This is a genomic window from Sphingomonas crocodyli, from assembly GCF_004005865.1.
Lineage (GTDB): Bacteria > Pseudomonadota > Alphaproteobacteria > Sphingomonadales > Sphingomonadaceae > Rhizorhabdus > Rhizorhabdus crocodyli.
Window position 1 is genome coordinate 1,331,652 of the sequence record NZ_SACN01000001.1, and the last position, 18,236, is coordinate 1,349,887.

The 18,236-nt window shown below is 58.4% G+C and carries 14 protein-coding genes and 1 pseudogene; 7 read left to right on the forward strand and 8 right to left on the reverse strand.

Annotated features, from left to right (window positions below):
* Positions 1-35 precede the first annotated feature (35 nt).
* Entirely contained in the window at positions 36-2,288 is a 2,253-nt protein-coding gene (locus tag EOD43_RS06295) for a TonB-dependent receptor (RefSeq protein WP_240653099.1), read from the reverse strand.
* A gap of 194 nt (positions 2,289-2,482) precedes the next feature.
* Between EOD43_RS06295 and EOD43_RS06300 the strand changes: the two genes are divergently transcribed.
* Positions 2,483-3,652, forward strand: coding sequence for an ROK family transcriptional regulator (locus EOD43_RS06300; protein WP_127742133.1), 1,170 nt, complete (start codon positions 2,483-2,485; stop codon positions 3,650-3,652).
* 25 nt (positions 3,653-3,677) lie between these two features.
* On the opposite strand, the gene EOD43_RS06305 is transcribed toward EOD43_RS06300, so the two are convergent.
* Positions 3,678-4,940, reverse strand: coding sequence for an MFS transporter (locus tag EOD43_RS06305; RefSeq protein ID WP_127742135.1), 1,263 nt, complete (start codon positions 4,938-4,940; stop codon positions 3,678-3,680).
* Between the two features lie 298 nt (positions 4,941-5,238).
* Between EOD43_RS06305 and EOD43_RS06310 the strand changes: the two genes are divergently transcribed.
* The 3 genes from EOD43_RS06310 (at position 5,239) to EOD43_RS06320 (ending at position 8,074) form a co-directional block, all read left to right on the forward strand.
* Positions 5,239-5,430: a DUF6961 family protein gene (locus EOD43_RS06310; protein ID WP_127742137.1), complete on the forward strand. Its 192-nt coding sequence runs from the start codon at positions 5,239-5,241 to the stop codon at positions 5,428-5,430.
* 213 nt (positions 5,431-5,643) lie between these two features.
* The gene (locus EOD43_RS06315) at positions 5,644-6,837 is read left to right on the forward strand and encodes a DUF2235 domain-containing protein (protein ID WP_127742139.1); all 1,194 of its coding nucleotides are present in this window, start codon (positions 5,644-5,646) and stop codon (positions 6,835-6,837) included.
* On the forward strand, positions 6,824-8,074 hold the full coding sequence (locus EOD43_RS06320; RefSeq protein ID WP_127742141.1) for an MBL fold metallo-hydrolase: 1,251 nt from the start codon (positions 6,824-6,826) through the stop codon (positions 8,072-8,074). Before EOD43_RS06315 ends, EOD43_RS06320 begins: the two co-directional genes overlap by 14 nt.
* A 44-nt stretch (positions 8,075-8,118) precedes the next feature.
* Here the strand turns inward: EOD43_RS06320 and EOD43_RS06325 are convergent, their stop codons facing one another.
* The 3 genes and pseudogenes from EOD43_RS06325 to EOD43_RS24180 all read right to left on the reverse strand — a co-directional run.
* Positions 8,119-9,117: a helix-turn-helix domain-containing protein gene (locus EOD43_RS06325; RefSeq protein ID WP_127742143.1), complete on the reverse strand. Its 999-nt coding sequence runs from the start codon at positions 9,115-9,117 to the stop codon at positions 8,119-8,121.
* Positions 9,114-9,983 (reverse strand): HipA domain-containing protein, encoded by an 870-nt coding sequence (locus EOD43_RS06330; RefSeq protein WP_127742145.1) that lies wholly within the window; start codon positions 9,981-9,983, stop codon positions 9,114-9,116. The genes EOD43_RS06325 and EOD43_RS06330 overlap by 4 nt, the downstream gene beginning before the upstream one ends.
* Positions 9,984-10,001: 18 nt before the next feature.
* Positions 10,002-10,268: pseudogene (locus EOD43_RS24180) on the reverse strand (HipA N-terminal domain-containing protein); the annotation flags it as partial.
* A gap of 330 nt (positions 10,269-10,598) precedes the next feature.
* On the opposite strand from EOD43_RS24180, the gene EOD43_RS06340 reads away from it, so the two are divergent.
* Positions 10,599-11,495, forward strand: a complete 897-nt coding sequence (locus tag EOD43_RS06340) for an ArdC family protein (RefSeq protein ID WP_127742147.1) — start codon at positions 10,599-10,601, stop codon at positions 11,493-11,495.
* Positions 11,492-12,229: a hypothetical protein gene (locus EOD43_RS06345; RefSeq protein ID WP_127742149.1), complete on the forward strand. Its 738-nt coding sequence runs from the start codon at positions 11,492-11,494 to the stop codon at positions 12,227-12,229. Before EOD43_RS06340 ends, EOD43_RS06345 begins: the two co-directional genes overlap by 4 nt.
* A 25-nt stretch (positions 12,230-12,254) precedes the next feature.
* Here EOD43_RS06345 and EOD43_RS06350 read toward each other — a convergent pair whose 3' ends face one another.
* Both EOD43_RS06350 and EOD43_RS06355 read right to left on the reverse strand, forming a co-directional pair.
* On the reverse strand, positions 12,255-13,667 hold the full coding sequence (locus EOD43_RS06350) for an FAD/NAD(P)-dependent oxidoreductase (RefSeq protein ID WP_127742151.1): 1,413 nt from the start codon (positions 13,665-13,667) through the stop codon (positions 12,255-12,257).
* Positions 13,664-13,957 carry a (2Fe-2S)-binding protein gene (locus EOD43_RS06355; RefSeq protein WP_127744649.1) on the reverse strand — a complete coding sequence of 98 codons (294 nt, stop codon included), beginning with the start codon at positions 13,955-13,957 and terminating at the stop codon, positions 13,664-13,666. Before EOD43_RS06355 ends, EOD43_RS06350 begins: the two co-directional genes overlap by 4 nt.
* A gap of 255 nt (positions 13,958-14,212) precedes the next feature.
* Here EOD43_RS06355 and EOD43_RS06360 point away from each other — a divergent pair, with 255 nt between their 5' ends.
* A complete protein-coding gene (locus EOD43_RS06360) occupies positions 14,213-15,118 on the forward strand; it encodes a LysR substrate-binding domain-containing protein (protein WP_127744650.1) in 906 nt (301 codons plus the stop codon).
* A 103-nt stretch (positions 15,119-15,221) separates the two neighbouring features.
* Here the strand turns inward: EOD43_RS06360 and EOD43_RS06365 are convergent, their stop codons facing one another.
* A complete protein-coding gene (locus tag EOD43_RS06365; RefSeq protein ID WP_127742153.1) occupies positions 15,222-18,131 on the reverse strand; it encodes a TonB-dependent receptor plug domain-containing protein in 2,910 nt (969 codons plus the stop codon).
* Positions 18,132-18,236 lie beyond the last annotated feature (105 nt).

The following is an 18,236-nucleotide window of genomic DNA, read 5'->3' on the forward strand; positions in this document are numbered from 1 at the left end:
GAACATGAGCCGGTTCGCGGCTCCGATATTTTGCCTCAGTAGCTCAGGTGGAAATTGGCGCCGACGTAGCGGCGATCATCGCGGGGCACGAAGCGAACCACGCCCTGACCAAATGTCCCAAGGTTAGTCGAGTAGGACTTATCCGTGATGTTCTTCACGACCAGGTTGAGCTCCCACCGATCCTTGCCGATCAACCCAAGCGACGCATTCCAGATCCCAAAGGCGCTCTGCTCGGTCGTTGGAGTTTGGTTGATGCTATACTGAACCTTGCTCTGCGCATTGGCATCGGTGGTCAGTCGGATGGAGAGAGCGTCGCTCACGGGCAGCTCATAGCTTGCCCGGACATTGCCCTTCCACCTGGGCGCATAAGGAAGCGGCCGGCCATTGATCTGACAGGATGCATTGGCGCCCGCAGGGCAAATGAAATTGTCGACGCGTGCCTTGGTATAAGCGCCGCCAGCCGAAAGCGTGAGTGCTCGCGTGGGCTGAAAGTCAACGTCAAGCTCGACACCGCGGGTGGACACGCGGCCCGCATTGACGAGGCGGGTGACAGGCGACCCGTTGAACGTGTCGAAGAAATTGACCTGATAATTTTTGAACTTGTCGAGGAAGCCCGCGATGTTCACGCGCAGCATATTGTCGAGGAAGCGCGATTTTATGCCGACTTCGTAGGAGTTGGAGGTTTCCGGTTTCAGCGCCATCGTGTCCTGCGGCAGCATGCTGAAAGCGACATTATAGGCCGGTCCCTTATAGCCGCGGCCATAAGTGAAATAGGCCATCGCGCTCGGTGCGAGGTCATATTGGAGCCCTGCGCGACCCGAAAAGCCGGTGTCGCTCGTATTTCCGCCCGCTGTAAATGCAGTCTGGATGCCCGCAACCGCTGTGGGCGAGGTCGAGGTCCGGACGAAGGAATAACGCAGCTTGTCGCGCGTCAGGCGTGCGCCGAGCGTCGCGCGAAACTGATCGGTGAAGTGGAGATTGGCTTCACCGAAGCCCGCATAGCTCTTGTTCTTCACACTATAATTCGCAACGCCTAGAAAGCTGGCGCCTGTGGCGAGCGTCGTGATGCGCTGATAGCGCTCCTTGTCGTCGCCCTGGAAGAAGAAGAGCCCGACCTGATAGTCGATAAATTGGCCCTTGGGCGATGCAAGCCTCAGCTCCTGCGAATATTGATCGAAGTCGAGATTGCCGATGTCGTGCTGCTGGGGAAAAGCGGTGGTGGCAGCGGGCAGGCGATCCTGATCCTGTGCCTGGTCATTTTTCCAGCCCCGCCATGCGGTGATGGACGTGACGGTATAGTCGCCCAGGCTCCAATCGGCTTGAAGCGAGATCCCCCGGTTCTTGTCCTTGGCAAAGGTAGAGTAATTGCTGTTGATCGCACGATTGTCGGCGCGGGGAACGACCGGTGCCAAAGCTGACGCAAAGGCCGGGAAGTTGGTCACGACATTCGTCGGATAGGCGACCAAAGTGGTCGACGACACGACGCCTTGCGGCGTGGTGGATTTCGCATCGGCATAGTCGCCGATCAGCGTGATTTTCAGATCTTCGCTCGGCGTGAACTGGAGCTTGCCGCGAACGCCTGCATTGCGAAAGCCATTGACGGTCTTGTTGTTGAAGACGTTGGTGACGTTGCCGTTGAAATGCGAATAAGCGCCCGTCAGGCTGAAGGCGACCTTGTCGCCAGCCAGCGGGCCCGAGACGCCAGCACGCAGCCGCCACTCATCGCCGCCCGTATAATAGCCGATATCTGCAAAACCGTGGAACGCGTCACCGGGCGCGCGGGTGACGATATTGACCGCGCCAACCGACGCATTCTTACCAAAGAGCGTGCCCTGGGGGCCGCGCAGAACTTCGATATGATCGATATCCATCAGATCCATGCTGGCCTGGCCTTGGCGAGCCAGAACAACGCCGTCGATCACGGTCGAGACCGTGGGCTCTACGCCAGGCGAGGTCGAGACTGTGCCCAAGCCACGGATGAAGAGTGCCTGATCCTTGGCCGATGCGGTGTTGCGAAAGTTCAGTGACGGGACGATCGCCGAAATGCTTTGCAAGCCCGCTCGATTTTCCGAGCGCAGAAGATCTCCGCCGACGACCGAGATCGCGATCGGAACCTTCTGCAACGGTTCGGCGCGCCGCGTTGCGGTGACGACAATGTCATTGATGTCTGTCCCGGCTTCTGGCGCGACGTCTTGTGCATAGCTCGGTGCTCCGAACGCCATGACGATGAACGCGGCCGAACATGCCGAGCTCGCGAAACGCAAAATATTCGAGCGATTCCTAGCCACCTGATCCTCCTGTTGCGCGGTATGGATGCGCCGAAATCACTCGTCGCAAGTCCGCTTGGCGGCGATCATGCCACCAACAACGCGCAAATGCACTCTCAATGAGTATATTTGATGACATATTCTCTTCCTGGCGCGGTTGTATCCACATGCGGCAGGTGCGATCACGCGCTTTGGGCAGGAGATAAGCCGACGAAATGTCTGAGAATGATCCATCTTTCGGGCGATTGATGAACAGCGAACGCGGCGTTCTCGATGTCTTGTTTCGGGGCGGCGGCACCACGCAGGGCGATCTCGTCAATGCTTTGGATCTCACCCAGCAGTCAATTTCACGCATCGTAGGTGGATTGTCGGATCGCGAGATGATCGTCTCGGGTGAAAAGGTCAGTGGCACCAAGGGCTATCGAACATCTGCGCTCAAATTGGCTGGCGAGTTCGCGCATTCGGTCGGCGTTTCGATCACCGCGGGTACGGCGGCGATGGTGGTGATGAACTTTGCAGGGGATATTGTTGACCAGAGCAAGGCGCATCCGCGCAGCATGGGCGTGGAGAATGTCGCGGCTTGGATCGAAGAGGGTTTGCGTGGCTACTCCGGCGATCAGGATCGACGCGGTGTCTTTGCCGGCTTAGGGCTGAGTATCGCTGGTTCGTTCATTGACGAGCGGTCCTTCAATACCCCGAGCTATTTGGAGGAATGGGCTGGGATCGACGTGCAGCAGGTTCTGGGCGCCAGGCTCGGTTGTGCTGTTTTCGCCGAGAATGACGGCAATGCGGCGACCTTGGCAGAGGGCATGCTGGGCGTAGGGCGTTGGGCGCCAAGCTTTGCTTATCTCTATTTGAGTTCCGGCGTTGGCGGCGGCCTCATGTTGAACGGTGAATTGTGGCGAGGGCGCTATGGCAATGCCGGCGAGTTTGCTGGCGGCTTGCCGCCCAATATCTATCCGTTCCCTAATCTCGAGCTCTTGCGGATACTCGTCGCGCGGGACGGAGCGAGTTTCGAGACGGTGGATGAGCTTGTCACCCATTATGACCCGTCATGGCCGGCGATCGAGGAGTGGATAACCCGGGTGCATGATTCCGTTTCGATCATCGTCTCAAATGCGGCGGCTATCCTCGATCTTGATGCCATCGTTTTGGGCGGCCTGATCCCGGTGGATCTGGCCAGGCGATTGGCGGCGAAGTTGGAAATGTTCGACCAACGCCGGCGCTCCGTCGCCCGCCCGATCGCGCGCCTGGTGCCAGGCGAGGTCCAGTCAGACGCCGCGGCTATAGGGGCAGCCATGCTCCCGCTGCGCGCGACCTTCTTTGCACCGCAAGGGTTGCGTGCTCCCATTGCTGCCTCCCGGGGGGCAGTGCCTCAGCCGTAAGTTAGAGATATCGGCCGCCCGCGCTTCAAGATCGTGCCGGGCGAACGATCCGGAACAGCATGCCGCTTGCGATGAGGCATATCGCCCCTACGGCTGGAATTGCCGCCATAAGCATCAACAAGGTCAGATCGCGGAAATCGTCGAGAGACACGCCGGCGAGGGCGACGGCAATGACGCCGCCGCCAAGCGCGAGCCCAATCTTATTGGAGGCTAGGAATAGTCCATAAGCGACCCCGGCACTTCCTGGAGCCGAGCGCGCGACCACGTCGCTGAGCGCCGCCCACATCACCATGCCGACACCGCCATTGCCGAGGCCAAATCCGATAGCGGCCACCGCCGATAGGACAGAGGTCGTCGGACCTGCCGACCAAAAGACAATCAACGATCCGATCTGCGCCACGGAGGCTGCGATCAGGACGAGGCCGCTCGACATATGGCGATGCATGCGCAGCCATAATGGTTGTCCGCCCATGATCCCGACCGCCATCATCGCGATTGTGAGGCTCCCCCACAGGCCTGCTCCGCGCGCTTGGTCGGCCACATAGGGGACGAGCTTGGCAAAAGCGGGCGTGAAAATCGTTGTCGCAAAGGACATGGAGATGATCAGCCAGAACTCCGCCGTTGGATGCCAGCGGCGGACCGAGCGTTCTTCAATCATAGTGTCTTTGGGGGCCGACAAGTAGCGCGAGAGCATGAAGGCGCTGATCACCGCGACCACCGCAAAGGCTGCGGATAACAAGACCAGCAGCGATGCACCTTCAGAGCGCTTGGAGCTCGCAATCATGGGCCCGATCACCGCGGCGATCGTGAGCGTCGCTCCGCCGCTAAACCAGATGCGCGTCGAGGCAACGCTTCGGCGGCTCGCGGCGTCCGTTGTGGCAAGCGACATCAATGCGTTTTGCGGGATGTCATACAGAGCATAAGCGACCCTGAATGCGACGCCTGCGATGAGCGCATAGCCATACCGTATATCTGCCGGGAGCCAGGCGCCGGCAAATACAGCACCGAGCATGAGCGAGCTGATCGCTGACCCTGCAAGCTGCAGTCGGCCGGCGGTGCCAGAGGCGACGAGCCATTGTCTGAGCGTCAGCGCGACGGCCAGATCGATGAACGCGCTGGCGACAAATCCCGCAGCGAGGACTACGCCCATTTGCGACGCTCGTAAGCCAGCTAGCTCGGTTAGGAAGAAGGCGAAGAGTATCTCGCTCGAATACCACAGCAGGCTCTTGCCGAAATGGGCGAACCCATAAACCAGGGTAGAGCCCCAACGTTGGGGTTGGCCAAGCATTGCAAACCCTCCGCAACCGCGCGCTTTCTGCCCGGCACGACGGCGGCGAGCAAGCCAAGGTCATTAGACCGTCGCGGCCGGCGCATGAGATCTCGGTTGGGCGCCCTTGTATTGCCGACTGCAGGATGCTTGTCTGACCGCAGGGTCATACATTGGAGAAAGCGATGAGGCTGCGCCATTTTCCAAGTTTTATCACGGTGACCTCCCTCTCAGCAGGGACGGCTCTTCAGGCAGTCCCGTGTAGCGACCTCAGAGGCAAATTCGCGAAATGCAGCGCACTTGGCGCCAAGTCCATCGGATGACGCCCGATCAAGAGCGATGGGCCGAAGCTCTCGCGATCAAGAAGACGCATGGCGACAAGGCACTTTCCTTTGTCGGTGTCCGCATCTTCGAACTAGGGCAGGCGGGGGATATTGAGGGCGTGAAGCGCTGGTTCGAGATCCTGACTAAGTTGCGCGACCTCAGAGTGGCAGAGGAGCGGCCGCAATAATCTTGTCGTCGAGCCGAGGCATAAGGTTCACATAACGCGCCAAATTATTTGTCATTCAATCGATGGCCATGTGCTTGCGGCCCGATTGTGGCTGAAAAGGTCATGTGGGGATCTTGCTAAAGGTAATTCTAACGGATGAATCGGTTCATTCCGGTTTAGGAACGTCTTGACCGTTTGGCCAAATGATGGTGCCTTAATGCCGGGGGGAAGACGATGCCGCGTAATCTCATCCTGCTGCTCGATGGTACGAGTAATGAGGTCAAGGATAACTTGACCAACGTAGTGAAGCTATATCGCTGCCTTGATCGCAGTGAGCACCAGCGTGTCTTCTATCATCCCGGAATAGGAACCGTGCCGCTGATCAGCGACTGGAGCCCCGCTATGCAAAGCGCGGTCGCGACTTTCGGCTTAGCGACGGGGTGGGGGCTCGATGCCAACATGCTCGCGGCTTATTGCTACTTGATTGAGACCTACCAGCCTGGAGATCGGATCTTCCTGTTTGGTTTCAGTCGTGGTGCCTATACCGCACGCGCAGTTGCCGGGATGATCCACCTGCTCGGTCTGCTCGATCCGGACCAGCGTAACCTCGCCGAATATGCGCTCAAAGCCTATAAAAAGGCGGATCGTGAGGACAGTCTCGACGTCGCTTGGCAATTCCGGCGGGTGATTGGCGGGAGGCGGGTGCCGATCCATTTTGTCGGCGTGTGGGATACGGTGGCCTCGGTCTTTGTTCGCCCAGGCTTATTGCGACTGCCGAGCCAATCCTACCTTCCTTACACCAAGTCCAATCCAAGCGTTCGCGTGTTTCGCCAAGCGGCAGCGATCGATGAGCGTCGTCGTATGTTCCGGCTCTACAATTGGACGCCTGGCCAGGACTTCAAGCCCGATCCCTTCGCGCCTGCCGAAGGCCCGCAGGACCAGCAGACGGTCTGGTTTGCTGGCGATCATTGCGATGTTGGTGGCGGTTGGGCTGAAGCTGAGAGTCAGGTCGCGAAATTTCCCCTGATCTGGATGGCGCGTGAGGCCCAGAAATATGGGCTCGAAATCAACGAAGCTATGTTCCGCCACCTAGCGGAAGGCGCCTCCTTGCCCGGTGGCAAGCATATGTATGTGGCACCCGACGCGCATGGCCCCATTCACAATTCTATGACCGCTGCCTGGTGGCCGCTCGAATATCTTCCCAAGCGACGCAAGTGGAAGCGCTTCCCAGAGAAGGTTACGGGCGGAGGCTATTATCTGCCACGTGCTGAGCCGCGCAAAATTGCTGAAGGCGCTTTGGCTCACCACTCGGTGATCGAGCGAATGGCCAAAGGCTATAATCCGATCAATCGGCCCGCGGACTTCAAGCCAGCGCCGACTGAGCCGGAGGGCACCTCCCCAAGCGAGGGGGCAAATGATCAAGGGTGAAATCTTGTCGGGGGAGGGTAGGATGTCTTGGAAAGGTTCATATCAGGCGACGCTGCGACGTTTTATCGTTGTCCTAACCGCCTTCACCCTGCTGTTGCCCGCGAGTGCATTTGCACAGGAGAAGATCCGTCCCTCCGAGCGGGTCCGCTCCAATGTCGCTGTCCGCGAAGAGCCGCTTGGCCCTCCTTCTCGTCGCGTTGGCACGCTGTTGCCCGGTGAGAATGCAGAGCTTCTCGACAGTGTTCCCTATTTTTACCGGGTTCGCCTCTCCAACGGGGTAGAGGGCTATGTCAGCAAAAGTTGGACGGCTCGGCTCGCTTCTCCCGCGGCACTCGCTGCCACGAGACCGCTTTCGATCCATTTCATGGACGTCGGTCAGGGCGATGGCACGCTGATTGTTTGCCCCAACGGCTCGACCATCTTGATAGACAGCGGATCGCTGAGCGGGCGATCGCCCGACGACGTTCGCGACTATCTTTGGAAGCAGATTGAGCCCGTGGGAGGCGATATCGACTATCTGATCGTCACACATCCTGACGCCGACCATTATAATCTTCTGCCTGAGGTGCTCGATGAGATCTCGATCGGGCAAGCTTGGTATGTGGCCGATCGCGCGGACTATGCGGACAAGGAATTATACGATTGGCTCAATGCCACTCCGGCAAAGGCGAAGCGCCTAACGGCCGAATATTTCGACGCGCAGGCCAAGCCTAACCCTGACATCAATTGCGGCTCTGCGAAGGTCTGGATTTTGGCGGCGGCGGTGGAGCACCCTGCCAGCCGCAAGAATGCGATGAGTATCGTCGTGATGGTCCGGCTTGGTGATTTCGAGGCGGTCATTACGGGTGATGCAACCCATGCGACCGAGAATATGATCATGAGCCGCTACCCTGCGGCCTGGCTCGATATCGATGTGCTGCGTGCAGGACATCATGGTAGTCTGACGACCTCGACATCGAAGGTTTGGGCCGACACGCTAACGCCCACGAGTTCGATCTTTAGCAATGGCTATGAGAACAGCTTTGGGCACCCGCGGGCAGAGGTTGTGGCGCGTCTCGAGCCGCACGCCAAGACTGTAGCGGCGCACAAGTTTCGAGATGCGCTCCGTCAAACCAGCGGTCGTGAATATACTTTCACCGATCGGGATACGACGAAAGCGATCTACACGACATCGATGAGCCGAACGATCGTGGTTCGCTCCTCAGGTCAGGGATATGAGACTGTGCTGGGGCAATAGGCGTACCCATCCACGCGATGGGTCAGCCATTGATGGTGCTTCGGTCAGAGATCGCGTCGGCCAAAGCCCGGTTGGCGCCGCATGTCCCGGATCTCAGTCTCAATCAGATCTGGTGCTAATTCGTAGCCGTCAAAGCGCTCGTATAAGGGGGTTAGGATCTCTGCGATCACCACCGCCAGTTCGGTCTCGATCTTTTCGACATCCGTATAGGCCTCAAGGTCGATCTGTGACGACCGTGCACGGTGCCGCCCGTCAATGTAGATGCGCGTCCGCGGCTTCGACCAATTGATCAAATCGCGGCCTTCGATACCTGAGTAGCGGGCGTGGAAGCGAACCGTTGTCTCACCGCTGCCGCCGAGCGCGGAGGCCAGGTTGGCTGCGTGCAGCAGCACTTCAGCGGTACGCCAAATAGGCAAGGTTAGATCGAAGATCGTACCTGGCTCGAGATTGTCCATCCCGTCTTCCTGGTAGCCGCGATGCAGATAGGCTTGCCCTTTACGATCGATCCGCCAGAAGTCGGTGTGAGCTGGGTCTGGAAATGCTCGGTCGTGATCTGGGCGGCCGAGCCAGCATTCGAGCATTCCATCTTCGATATAGGGACGCAGTTCCTCGCGGGTTGGCACCCAGAAGGGTGACCAGCCAGATGTTTTGGGGAGTTCGGCGAGAACTCGGCGTAGCTGCGGCGTCGATCCGGGAGCCTTGATACCATTTAGCTCATAGGCCTGTTCGCTATGGCCTAGCGGCTGGCGGCTGGGGTCATCACTAGGCAAGGGAGCGACAAGCTCCTCCCATTTGCGGCGTGCATTGTAGATAAAGGTGTCGAATGCGTCCGCTTTGCCGGGCGATACGAACATACCAAGCGCGTGCAAGATTGCGACAATGCGTTCGAAGCGCAGATTGATCTCGCCTTGTTCAAATGCATTGATCGTTGGTGCGCTGACGCCCGCAAGTTCACCCAAGCTGCGCTGAGACAGGCCCTCGCGTTTGCGACGGCGTACAGCCTCGTCGACGACGGCACGCCAGTCGATTGGCCAATTGGTCATGCGAGCATCCTCTCTGCATTGGCTATGACCACCTCCCGATAGCGGGCACGGAAATCATCAGGTTGAATATGGGGTGGCAGCGCGAGCGCCGAGGCGCTCGTTATTCGCTTCTTGAGTTGATCAATTGTTCGTTGGACAGCTCTGAGAGGCAGCCCGATCACAACCCCGAACCGCGTCAAGAGATCGCGATCGATAGTGTCGAAGGAACGCTTGCTGCCGCCAATTTCGAGCGCGCTCACTCGATCATAGCGCGGATATACCAGCGTATTGAGAAGGTCATAGGCAGGGCTAAGCCTCAACCCCTCATCGCGCTCGAGCAGCGAGAAATTCTTCAAATGCGCGTCGGCATTGCCGATGACGAGATTGAAGAGCACGAGACGAAAAAAACGATCTAGGTCGATAAGGGCGCGCGATGAGAAGCGAGCAATGACGTCAGCGGCTTCCTCATAGCTTCCCTGATATTTGCCTTCGAAGGTTGTGCCTCGAGGGCGTTCGAGGATTTGGGCAAAGTCCTCCAGCCGCAGCCGGACATCGCCAAGCCGATCAAAGCGCTCGACGATAAGAGCAATGCCGTCTTCGCCCTCAACCTGCCCGATTGCCGCGGCGGTGACTTCGCTGGTGCCTAGAACCTCGCGGGCGAGGCGGAGCGAGAGGTCCTCGTTGAGAACCAGTGTCGGGACGTCGGGACTGTTGAACTTGGCTATATGCGTTGCCGGATCCTCTAGCCGAGTTGCAGCGACGCACCCCTGGGCAGTGCGATAGACCAACCACTTTTTCTGGACGCCTGACAATGTCCGCCCTGGAGCGGTTGCTGCTTCTTCAACTGGATCTGCGTCAACGAGCGGGTGGACATGGATGTCGTCCAACGGAAGGATGCCGACCGCGCCGATGCAGTCGGCGCCATAATTTAAGAGTAGGCCAAAATCGTCTTGGTTTGGCGTGCCGCCTGCACGTGCCTGGCGGCCGCGCAGCCAACCCTCAGGGCCGAGATGCTGGAAAAAAGGAATGAGGCCATTTCGCCAAAAATGTTCACGCTGTGTGATGGGTAGCGCGCAAGCAATCTCCTGTGCCCAGCCATCCTCATATATGAACCGGGTGTCAGGCCCGACTTCGCTGAGTGTGCCGGCGCGCGTACCTTTAAACGTAACAATGGCTTGGCATCGGGGATGGCATCATTCTTCAAAAATATGGTGACTAGTCACTACCATAGTGATTTTGATAAAGATAGTTTTATCATTTGACGATTTTTTGAGACATGGAGCTCATATTTTTTCAAAATCGCTGCTTACATTATACGAGTAAATTTTTATGAGATAGGCGTGCATATGTACGGCATTGGCATCACATAGATTTTGTATGGAGCCCTTTGCGACTAAGTGTGTGAGCAAAATATCACCGGGCTAAGCTGTCAGGTTCATGCTCGACCGGTAAACTTAGCGCCGCCCTCCACGAACCTCTCCCGCAATGGTCGGAGAGCGTGGATGAAGATGGACCTGTATCAACGGATCACAGCGGACATTATCGCTGCGATTGAAGCGGGTGTGGGGACGTGCCGAATGCCTTGGCATTTGGGTGCTGGCATTGGAGCGCCCGCCAATGCGTTGACCAACCGACCATATCGCGGGATCAACACCTTGCTGCTGTGGGCCGAAGCCAGCCGTCGGGGTTTCGCTTCGGGACGCTGGGCGACCTATCGGCAATGGGCAGAGCTGGGCGCGCAGGTGCGCAAGGGCGAGCGCGCGACAACCGTTGTGCTGTGGAAGCCCATCGATGCGAGGGAGACCGAAGACCAGGATGGAGAGGGCGAGAAGCAGCGCCTGCTGGCGCGTGCCTTCCACGTCTTCAATGCTGATCAGGTCGATGGCTATGCATCACCTGATAGTGGGCTCTCACCCTCGGCTCGGATCGAGGCGGCTGAGGCCTTCTTCCGTGCCCAACCTGCCGATATCTGGGAAGGCGGGGACGTCGCCTTCTACGATCCGCACGCTGACCTCATCTCGATGCCGTCCTTTGGTGCCTTCCGATCGGCCGAGGCTTATTATGCCGTGCTCTCCCATGAGCTGGTCCATTGGTCAGGGGCCAAGGCGCGGCTCGATCGGGATCTGACGGGGCGCTTTGGTTCTGAAGCTTATGCGATGGAAGAGCTGGTCGCAGAGCTTGGTGCAGCCTTCACGGTTGGTCACCTCCAGCTTGGCTGCGAACCGCGCACGGACCATGCGCCTTATGTCGCGTCCTGGCTTAGGATCCTGGCCGATGATCCGCGCGCAATCCTGACGGCGGCGAGCAAGGCGCAGGCGGCTGCTGACTATCTGATCGGGCTTGCCAGCGAGGGGTCTGGAGCTTGTGAAGGGGCAGTGCCTCAGAGGCTCGCAGCATGAGCGAGAGCCCCACCAAATATCGGCTGTCCAAGTCGAAGATCGCGGCCTTCGAACATTGTCCGCGGCGGCTGTGGCTTCAGGTGCACCGCCGCCATGTCGGACAGTTCGACCCTGAGACGCTCGCCCGCTTCCAGTTTGGGCATCAAGTCGGCCACAAGGCGCTCCTAGCGCATCCTGACGGGATCATGGTCGATGCCTTGCCCGATATGCAGGCAGCAATTGATCGGACGACGCAGTTGCTCGCAATGGCTAAGCCCAGGCCAATCTTCGAGGCGACTTTCCTCCACGATAATGTGCTGTGCCGTGTCGACATCCTCGAGCCCGATGGTGAGGGCGGCTGGCGCGCGATTGAGGTCAAGGCATCACCCCGCGTCAAACCCTATCAACTGGCTGACATCGCGACCCAGGTTTGGATCATGCGGAGCTGTGGCGTCACCATCTCACAGGCGGTCATCCGCCACCTTGAGAGCGCGCCTGATTGGCGGCGGCCGGACATCGCTGTCGTCCGCTTCCAGGATGCCGACGTCACGCGCTCGATGCGGCGGCAATTAGCGCGGCGTCCCAATGTGGCCGCCGACGCTAACGTCTCAATCCGCGGGGCGGAGGTGTTTCGCGACACAGGCGAGCATTGCCACAAGCCCTTCGCATGCGAGTTCAGGCGATATTGCGCGCTCGCGCAGAGGGCGCCGCTCCTGGCGGTGCTTGATGCCGCCGTTGCAGGAGTGACGCATTAGCGAGCAAACATCTTACGACTATGCGCTATTCGTGGACCTCGGTGGCGTCGCTATGAGCCGCGCTTTTGGTGCTACCCAGAATAGCAAGTTCTCCGAGCGTCACCGGCTTAAGTGGCGGACGGATATGAAGAAACCCCACCTCTTGCGGGGATCTGTTCTGCTCGACGGCCAATATGCGCTGTAGCGTATAGGCGCATTGCCGCCCCTGACATGGCCCCATGCCACACCGTGTGGCCGTTTTTATCTGGCTTGGACCAGGACGGCCGATGTGGGCGAGCGATCGGACCTGCTGCGCCGTCACTTCTTCGCAACGGCATATGATCACTTCATCCGCTGGTCTAAAGACCTGCGGCCGCGGTTTGAACATCGCATCGAGAAATGGGCGTATCGCCAATTCGCGAGCCAATTGTTTGTCGATCCGATCGCGGACCACCACAGCGTTCGCGCTGGCGAGCCGACCAAGTCGCTCTGCAATGCGGAGAGCCGCAAGCTTACCCCGCAAGAGGGCTGCTTTGGCGCCGGCAATGCCAGCACCATCGCCTACAATGAACAGGTTGTCACGAGAGCTTTCACCCCACTGGTCAAGCTTTGGCGCAAAGCAGTCCTGGGCGTCATTCCACGTCATTGTGCAATCGAGCGACATGGCAGCGTGGATATGCGGGATCACACCTTCGTGGATGAGTAACACGCTGGTTTCTGTGGAGTGCCAGCTGCCATTTTTACGGTAGCGTATTTGCCTAAGCGAACCGTCGCCGACAGCCTCAATATCCTCCACGCCTTTTATCACGCGGGTTGCACGGCGCAGTGTGGCGCTCCATTTTAACCCTTTCACGAGTTCAGGCCATGCTCGGATGGCCCTTGGGAAGTGTCGTATAGCCTGGCGCCATTGGCCGGGCGGCGTCGTGTCGAGAAAGCCCGCTAGCCGTCCGCCAGCCTGGAGGAACTGAACCGCGTAGAGCAGAGGTAGAGGCCCGCTCCCGGCTATCCAGACGGGTTCCTGCGGAATCTGGCCCGCATTCTTCAAAAGGATCTGAGCAGCCCCAACCGTCAAAACGCCAGGAAGCGTCCAGCCGCGAAAAGGTACAGGCCGTTCCTGTGCTCCGGTGGCGAGAATGACAACCTTGGCGTCAACCCTGTGAGCTTCGCCAGCAAGGCTGTAATAAACACTATACCCGGCTTCGATATGCCAGATCTTGGCCTCGGGTTGATAAACCACGCCCGAGGCGCGAAAAGCTTGAGCGATTGCTCGTCCTTCGACGAATGATGGCCCGAGAATGGCATCTCGCCGGCTGGCGGTTTCGACCGATCTCCAAATTTGACCACCAGGGGCCGGTTGCTCATCGAAGACGATGACAGTCAAGCCGTATGAAGACGCCGTGATGGCCGCGGCCATACCTGCCGGGCCAGCGCCGATAATGGCAAGATCTACCGATTTCATGCGACGATCCTGCGTTTGCCCGCCTGACGCGAGATCCGCATGCCGTCGGCTACCTGAACCAGGCAGGTTTGGACCGATGCGACGCCGTCCACTTCAGCGAGACATTCGAAACAAACACCCATCATGCAATAGGGCGCGCGGGGCGCACCCGATACCGCGCTACGACGCGTCCACGGTGTGGGTTGGCGCAGCAAAACCGCTGCAACAGACTCGCCGGGCTCGGCGATCACCGGCAAGCCGTCGATCTCAATGGTGATAGTGCCGGGGCGATCGTCTAACTTGCGGAACATCACCTCACGTCTCCACGATCAGCCTGTCCACTGTGTGGAAGCAAAAAGTTGATGGCGGCCGTCCAGAGATCGACGCTGCTTGGCGCCGCAAATCGGCGGGCAGACTGTAACAGACAGGGCTGGGCCTCTGTCACTCTTGACCCGCTTCTAAGCCGCATTTTTTTGCGCGAATGTGCTTGCATCACATGAGCCTATTCGCCCATTTTCTTTCCGTCCAAGTCGATTAGCGACATGGGCTATTCGTCAGGGTTAAGGATGCCGAGACAGATTTACCTCCGTCAGGTCGAAGCTTTTCAGGCGGTCGTAGAGCGAGGATCTGTCGTCAAAGCGTCCGAACAACTTCACATCACTCAATCCGCGATGAGCAAACTCATCTCGAATCTTGAGGCCGATACTGGCCTACAGCTCTTTGATCGATCAACCGGACGGCTGGTGCCAACGGCCGATGCGATGCGCCTCTATGAAGAAGTTGGCCGTATTTTCGCCGGCGTCAGTCAGGTCGGATATGCAATCGACACCATTCGGCGCGAAGAGCAGGGGCGACTGGCGATTGGTTGCATGCCAGCTTTTTCAGGATCCTTTATACCACGTGCGACGCTGCGTTTTTTGGAGGAGCGTCCAAACGTTTATTGTTCGGTCCACTCTCTCGTGTCACCTTGGGTGATCGATTGGGTCGTGACGAAGAAACTCGACATCGGACTAGTGAACCACCTCATCGATAACCCATTCGTGGTTCGCGAGCCATTTATGGAACATCCTCTGGTTTGTGTGATGCCTATTGGCCATCCACTCTCAAGCCGTGAGGTCGTCCGGCCAGAGGACCTCCGCGACGTCGCGTTTGTAACATTTTCTGAGCCAGACGTCGGCAGGCTGGTACGTGAGATGCTCGATGCACATGACGTGCGGCCAAACATCCTGCTTGTGTCGAATGTGGCATCGACTTTGTGTGAGTTTGTTGCCGGCGGATTAGGGGTCTCGCTAGTCCATCCCCTGGCGCTCAGCGGGCTTGAGCACCGGGTTACAGTGCGTCGTTTTGAACCTGCGATCTCGCTTCATTACCAGCTGTGCTACAGCGCGGATAACCGCAACGCCGAACTTGTTCGAAGATTTGCAGCGATAATCCGAAATGTCGCATCGGATATTCTCGACCGCATTCAATAGGCGCGAGAATAGTGTGCCGGAAGCCTAGCCCGCATCGGGAGGGCTACGTACGAAGAGAAACTCTCGCCGTCCCGCTCAAGGCGGGACGGCGAGGAAAGTTATCTTAGATCTTGAAGCGGAAGCCCGCGCGGAACGTACGTCCGAGAACATCGAAGAGTGCAGGGTTCACGCTGATCGGCGTGCCGCCGATCGATGGGCCATAGGCTACCTGCGCCGGTGACTTGTTCGTGAAATTGTCTACGGCGACGAAGACCTCAGCATCGCCGAACAGTTTGTAGCTTCCATAGGCGTCGAAATAGATCGCACCGGGAACGCGATTATTTTCGATCGTCATCTGCTCGGTTGTGGAGGTGGGGCAACCCGTCGTGCACTCAATATAAGCAGTGTTTAGCTTGCCAGAGCTGAACCCGCGCGCAGTGAGCTGCACAGCCGCAGCCTCGCCGTCCCAGCCGACAGAGGCCAAATAGCGCCAGCGGGGTAGGGACGGAGAAACGCCCGCCGCAGTGCCATTCTGACTGTTCGTTCCAACCGTGTCGGTCGGACGGTTGATGCCATTGTTGAAGTAGTTCTTGATGAAGCGCGTCGCGAGAACACGCAATGTCAGGTTGCCGCTCAGCCCCGAAGACAGGTTTGCAAGGTCACGGCGGTAGCTGGCTTCAAAGTCGACGCCTCGCGACAACTGCTTACTCAGATTGATCGGCTGAACCAGCACCGTTGTGATCACGCCGGCGGCATTGCGCTGGATCTGAGCGCACAGAGGCGTGTTTCCAGCAAAGCACTGATTGACCAGCGTCTGAGCAACGACCGTGCTGATCGCACCCTTGATGTCGATATTATAATAGTCGACCGAGGCCGCGAAGCCGGGGAGGAAACTCGGCTGAACAACCAGGCCTGCGCCAAAAGTGTCCGCTTTTTCTGGCTTCAGGTTCGGATTGCCACTCGTCACCGAAAACACAGTTGTCGCTGCATTGCCACGCGATGGATCGGTGACGTTGGCGCCCGCTGTCTGGTTGAACTGGAACAGCTCGGACAGATTGGGCGCACGAATGTCGCGCGAACGCGTCACACGCAGCGTGATGTCATCGATAGGCTTGTAGGTCAGGCCAGCCTTCCACGTCGTCACATAGCCTGACGTGCTATAATCCGTCGCCCGGACTGCCGCATTGAGGTCGAGGCTCTTGGCAAAGGAGGCATCCTTGGCAAGCGGGATCACAGCCTCCAGGAAGCCTTCGGTGACGTTGTAGGAACCAAAGCTGGCGTTGTAATTGCCTGCAAAATAAGAGCGCGCCGGCGACAGCGCATCACTGCTACCGCTTACAGCTTCCTTGCGATGCTCGACACCAAAGGCGACCGAAACAGGGCCTGCCCATGTCGAGAACGGATCGCCGCGCATGGTCAACGCCTGGACGTTTTGCGTGAGGCGCGTGCGGCCAAAGGCCGTGCCTAGGACATAGTTACGCGCAGCATCGCTCACCACGCCGGTGCCGAAGATGTTGTAAGGGACGCAGCCGTTGGTCGGATTGGTGAGCGTCGAGCGGCAGACGATCGCGCCGGTGGCAGGATTGACCACAGCATCAATCGCCTGATTGTAGCGAGCGGTGATGGTTGTGCGAGCCGCCGTATACACCCGGCTGACGCTGCGCTGCGCATAAGCATCCCACTTCCAGTTGGAGCCCACCGCATCGAAGTCACCCGATGCGCCGATCATGCCGCGAACCGACTTACGGTTGGTTGTCAAAATGATCGGACCCAGATCCTCATTCGTCGTGCCCAAGCTAAATGGTCCGGTCACACGCGAACGAATGCTCGCAGGAATGAAGGCATTGTCTGGCTGAATAACGATGGTGCTAACCGTCGAGGTCGCGCCGGCAGCCACCGTGCTTGAACCAAAGACGAACTGATCGCTAAAGGCGACACGGCTATGCGCGCGGCCATAAGATAGCTGACCAAAGATCTGGACGTTGTCGGTAACGTCGAAGCTCAAGCGGCCAAATGCATTTTGACGCGACAGGCGAGGGCTGAGATCGCCGGTCGTTCCAAAGTCAGAATATTGCGAGTCTCCGCCTTGCATGAAATTACCGCTGACGATCGACCCGTAGTTGAACTGGGTGGGTGTCCCACCTTGCCCAAAATAGGTTCCGCGCAGCGGGCCCGATGTGATGATGCCGCCAGGGGTTACAGTGGCGAAGCCGGTGTTTTCGCGGACCAGCAGCTGTGGTTGGCCATTGGTGGCGGTATAAGCGGGATTGAAGAAGATCTTTTTCGCTTTGTACCATTTGCGATCACCGATCCCGCGGACGCCGTCATTATGGGCGATTTCACCGCTCAGAAGGATGTGGCCACGATCATCGGCGAAGCTGGCGCCTGCAGTTAGCGAGGCCTTGTAATTGCGATCATCGCCGTAAGTGGTGACACCACCTTGGACGTCGCCTTTCACGCCCTTAAAGTCACGATCTAGGACGAAGTTGACCACGCCTGCGACAGCGTCCGAGCCCCAGTCAGCCGAAGCGCCACCCGTAACAACGTCGACACGCTTGATGAGCGCTTGCGGGAACTGGTTGATGTCGACCCAGCCGGTAAGGGTCGACGCGCCCACACGCTGCCCATCAAGCAGTACCAACGTTCGATTGACGCCAAGATTTCGAAGGTTGAGCGCATTGATGCCGCTCGTGCCGGGACCCACCGATGCGATGCTGGTCGTGGGCTTCACGCTGCTGGCGAGTGAGGGGAGAATGTTGACGAAGTCGGCGACGTTGCTAGGTGCCCTAGTCGCAATGTCGGCAGCTCCGAGAACGGTTGTCGGTATAGGAGCTGTATATCCGTCACGGATCACGCGGGTGCCGGTGACAACGATGTCTTCGACTTCTGCCGTTTGTTCTTCTGTCAGAGGCTGAGAAGCAGCGCTTTGTGCAAGCGCGGGGGCTGACATCATAAATCCAGCTACCGTAGCGATACTGACGCTACTCGCGAGTATGGCGCGCGTGGGCGCTCCCAATTTTCCCCAGTTCTTCATCGTCTCACTCCCTTATTTGGTTATGTGAGTGGGAGTTTTGGCGAGCGTTACAGTCATGTGTCAAAGTCCAAGAATCGTCCTGTGTATTCGTAGGGCTCATGCTCG

What these genes read in the sequence shown, in the direction of transcription:
- EOD43_RS06300 (WP_127742133.1), top strand. Translation starts at nt 2,483, where the DNA reads ATGTCTGAGAATGATCCATCTTTCGGGCGATTGATGAACAGCGAACGC.
- EOD43_RS06305 (WP_127742135.1), bottom strand. Translation starts at nt 4,940, where the DNA reads ATGCTTGGCCAACCCCAACGTTGGGGCTCTACCCTGGTTTATGGGTTC.
- EOD43_RS06310 (WP_127742137.1), top strand. Translation starts at nt 5,239, where the DNA reads ATGACGCCCGATCAAGAGCGATGGGCCGAAGCTCTCGCGATCAAGAAG.
- EOD43_RS06315 (WP_127742139.1), top strand. Translation starts at nt 5,644, where the DNA reads ATGCCGCGTAATCTCATCCTGCTGCTCGATGGTACGAGTAATGAGGTC.
- EOD43_RS06320 (WP_127742141.1), top strand. Translation starts at nt 6,824, where the DNA reads ATGATCAAGGGTGAAATCTTGTCGGGGGAGGGTAGGATGTCTTGGAAA.
- EOD43_RS06325 (WP_127742143.1), bottom strand. Translation starts at nt 9,117, where the DNA reads ATGACCAATTGGCCAATCGACTGGCGTGCCGTCGTCGACGAGGCTGTA.
- EOD43_RS06340 (WP_127742147.1), top strand. Translation starts at nt 10,599, where the DNA reads ATGAAGATGGACCTGTATCAACGGATCACAGCGGACATTATCGCTGCG.
- EOD43_RS06345 (WP_127742149.1), top strand. Translation starts at nt 11,492, where the DNA reads ATGAGCGAGAGCCCCACCAAATATCGGCTGTCCAAGTCGAAGATCGCG.
- EOD43_RS06350 (WP_127742151.1), bottom strand. Translation starts at nt 13,667, where the DNA reads ATGAAATCGGTAGATCTTGCCATTATCGGCGCTGGCCCGGCAGGTATG.
- EOD43_RS06355 (WP_127744649.1), bottom strand. Translation starts at nt 13,957, where the DNA reads ATGTTCCGCAAGTTAGACGATCGCCCCGGCACTATCACCATTGAGATC.
- EOD43_RS06360 (WP_127744650.1), top strand. Translation starts at nt 14,213, where the DNA reads ATGCCGAGACAGATTTACCTCCGTCAGGTCGAAGCTTTTCAGGCGGTC.
- EOD43_RS06365 (WP_127742153.1), bottom strand. Translation starts at nt 18,131, where the DNA reads ATGAAGAACTGGGGAAAATTGGGAGCGCCCACGCGCGCCATACTCGCG.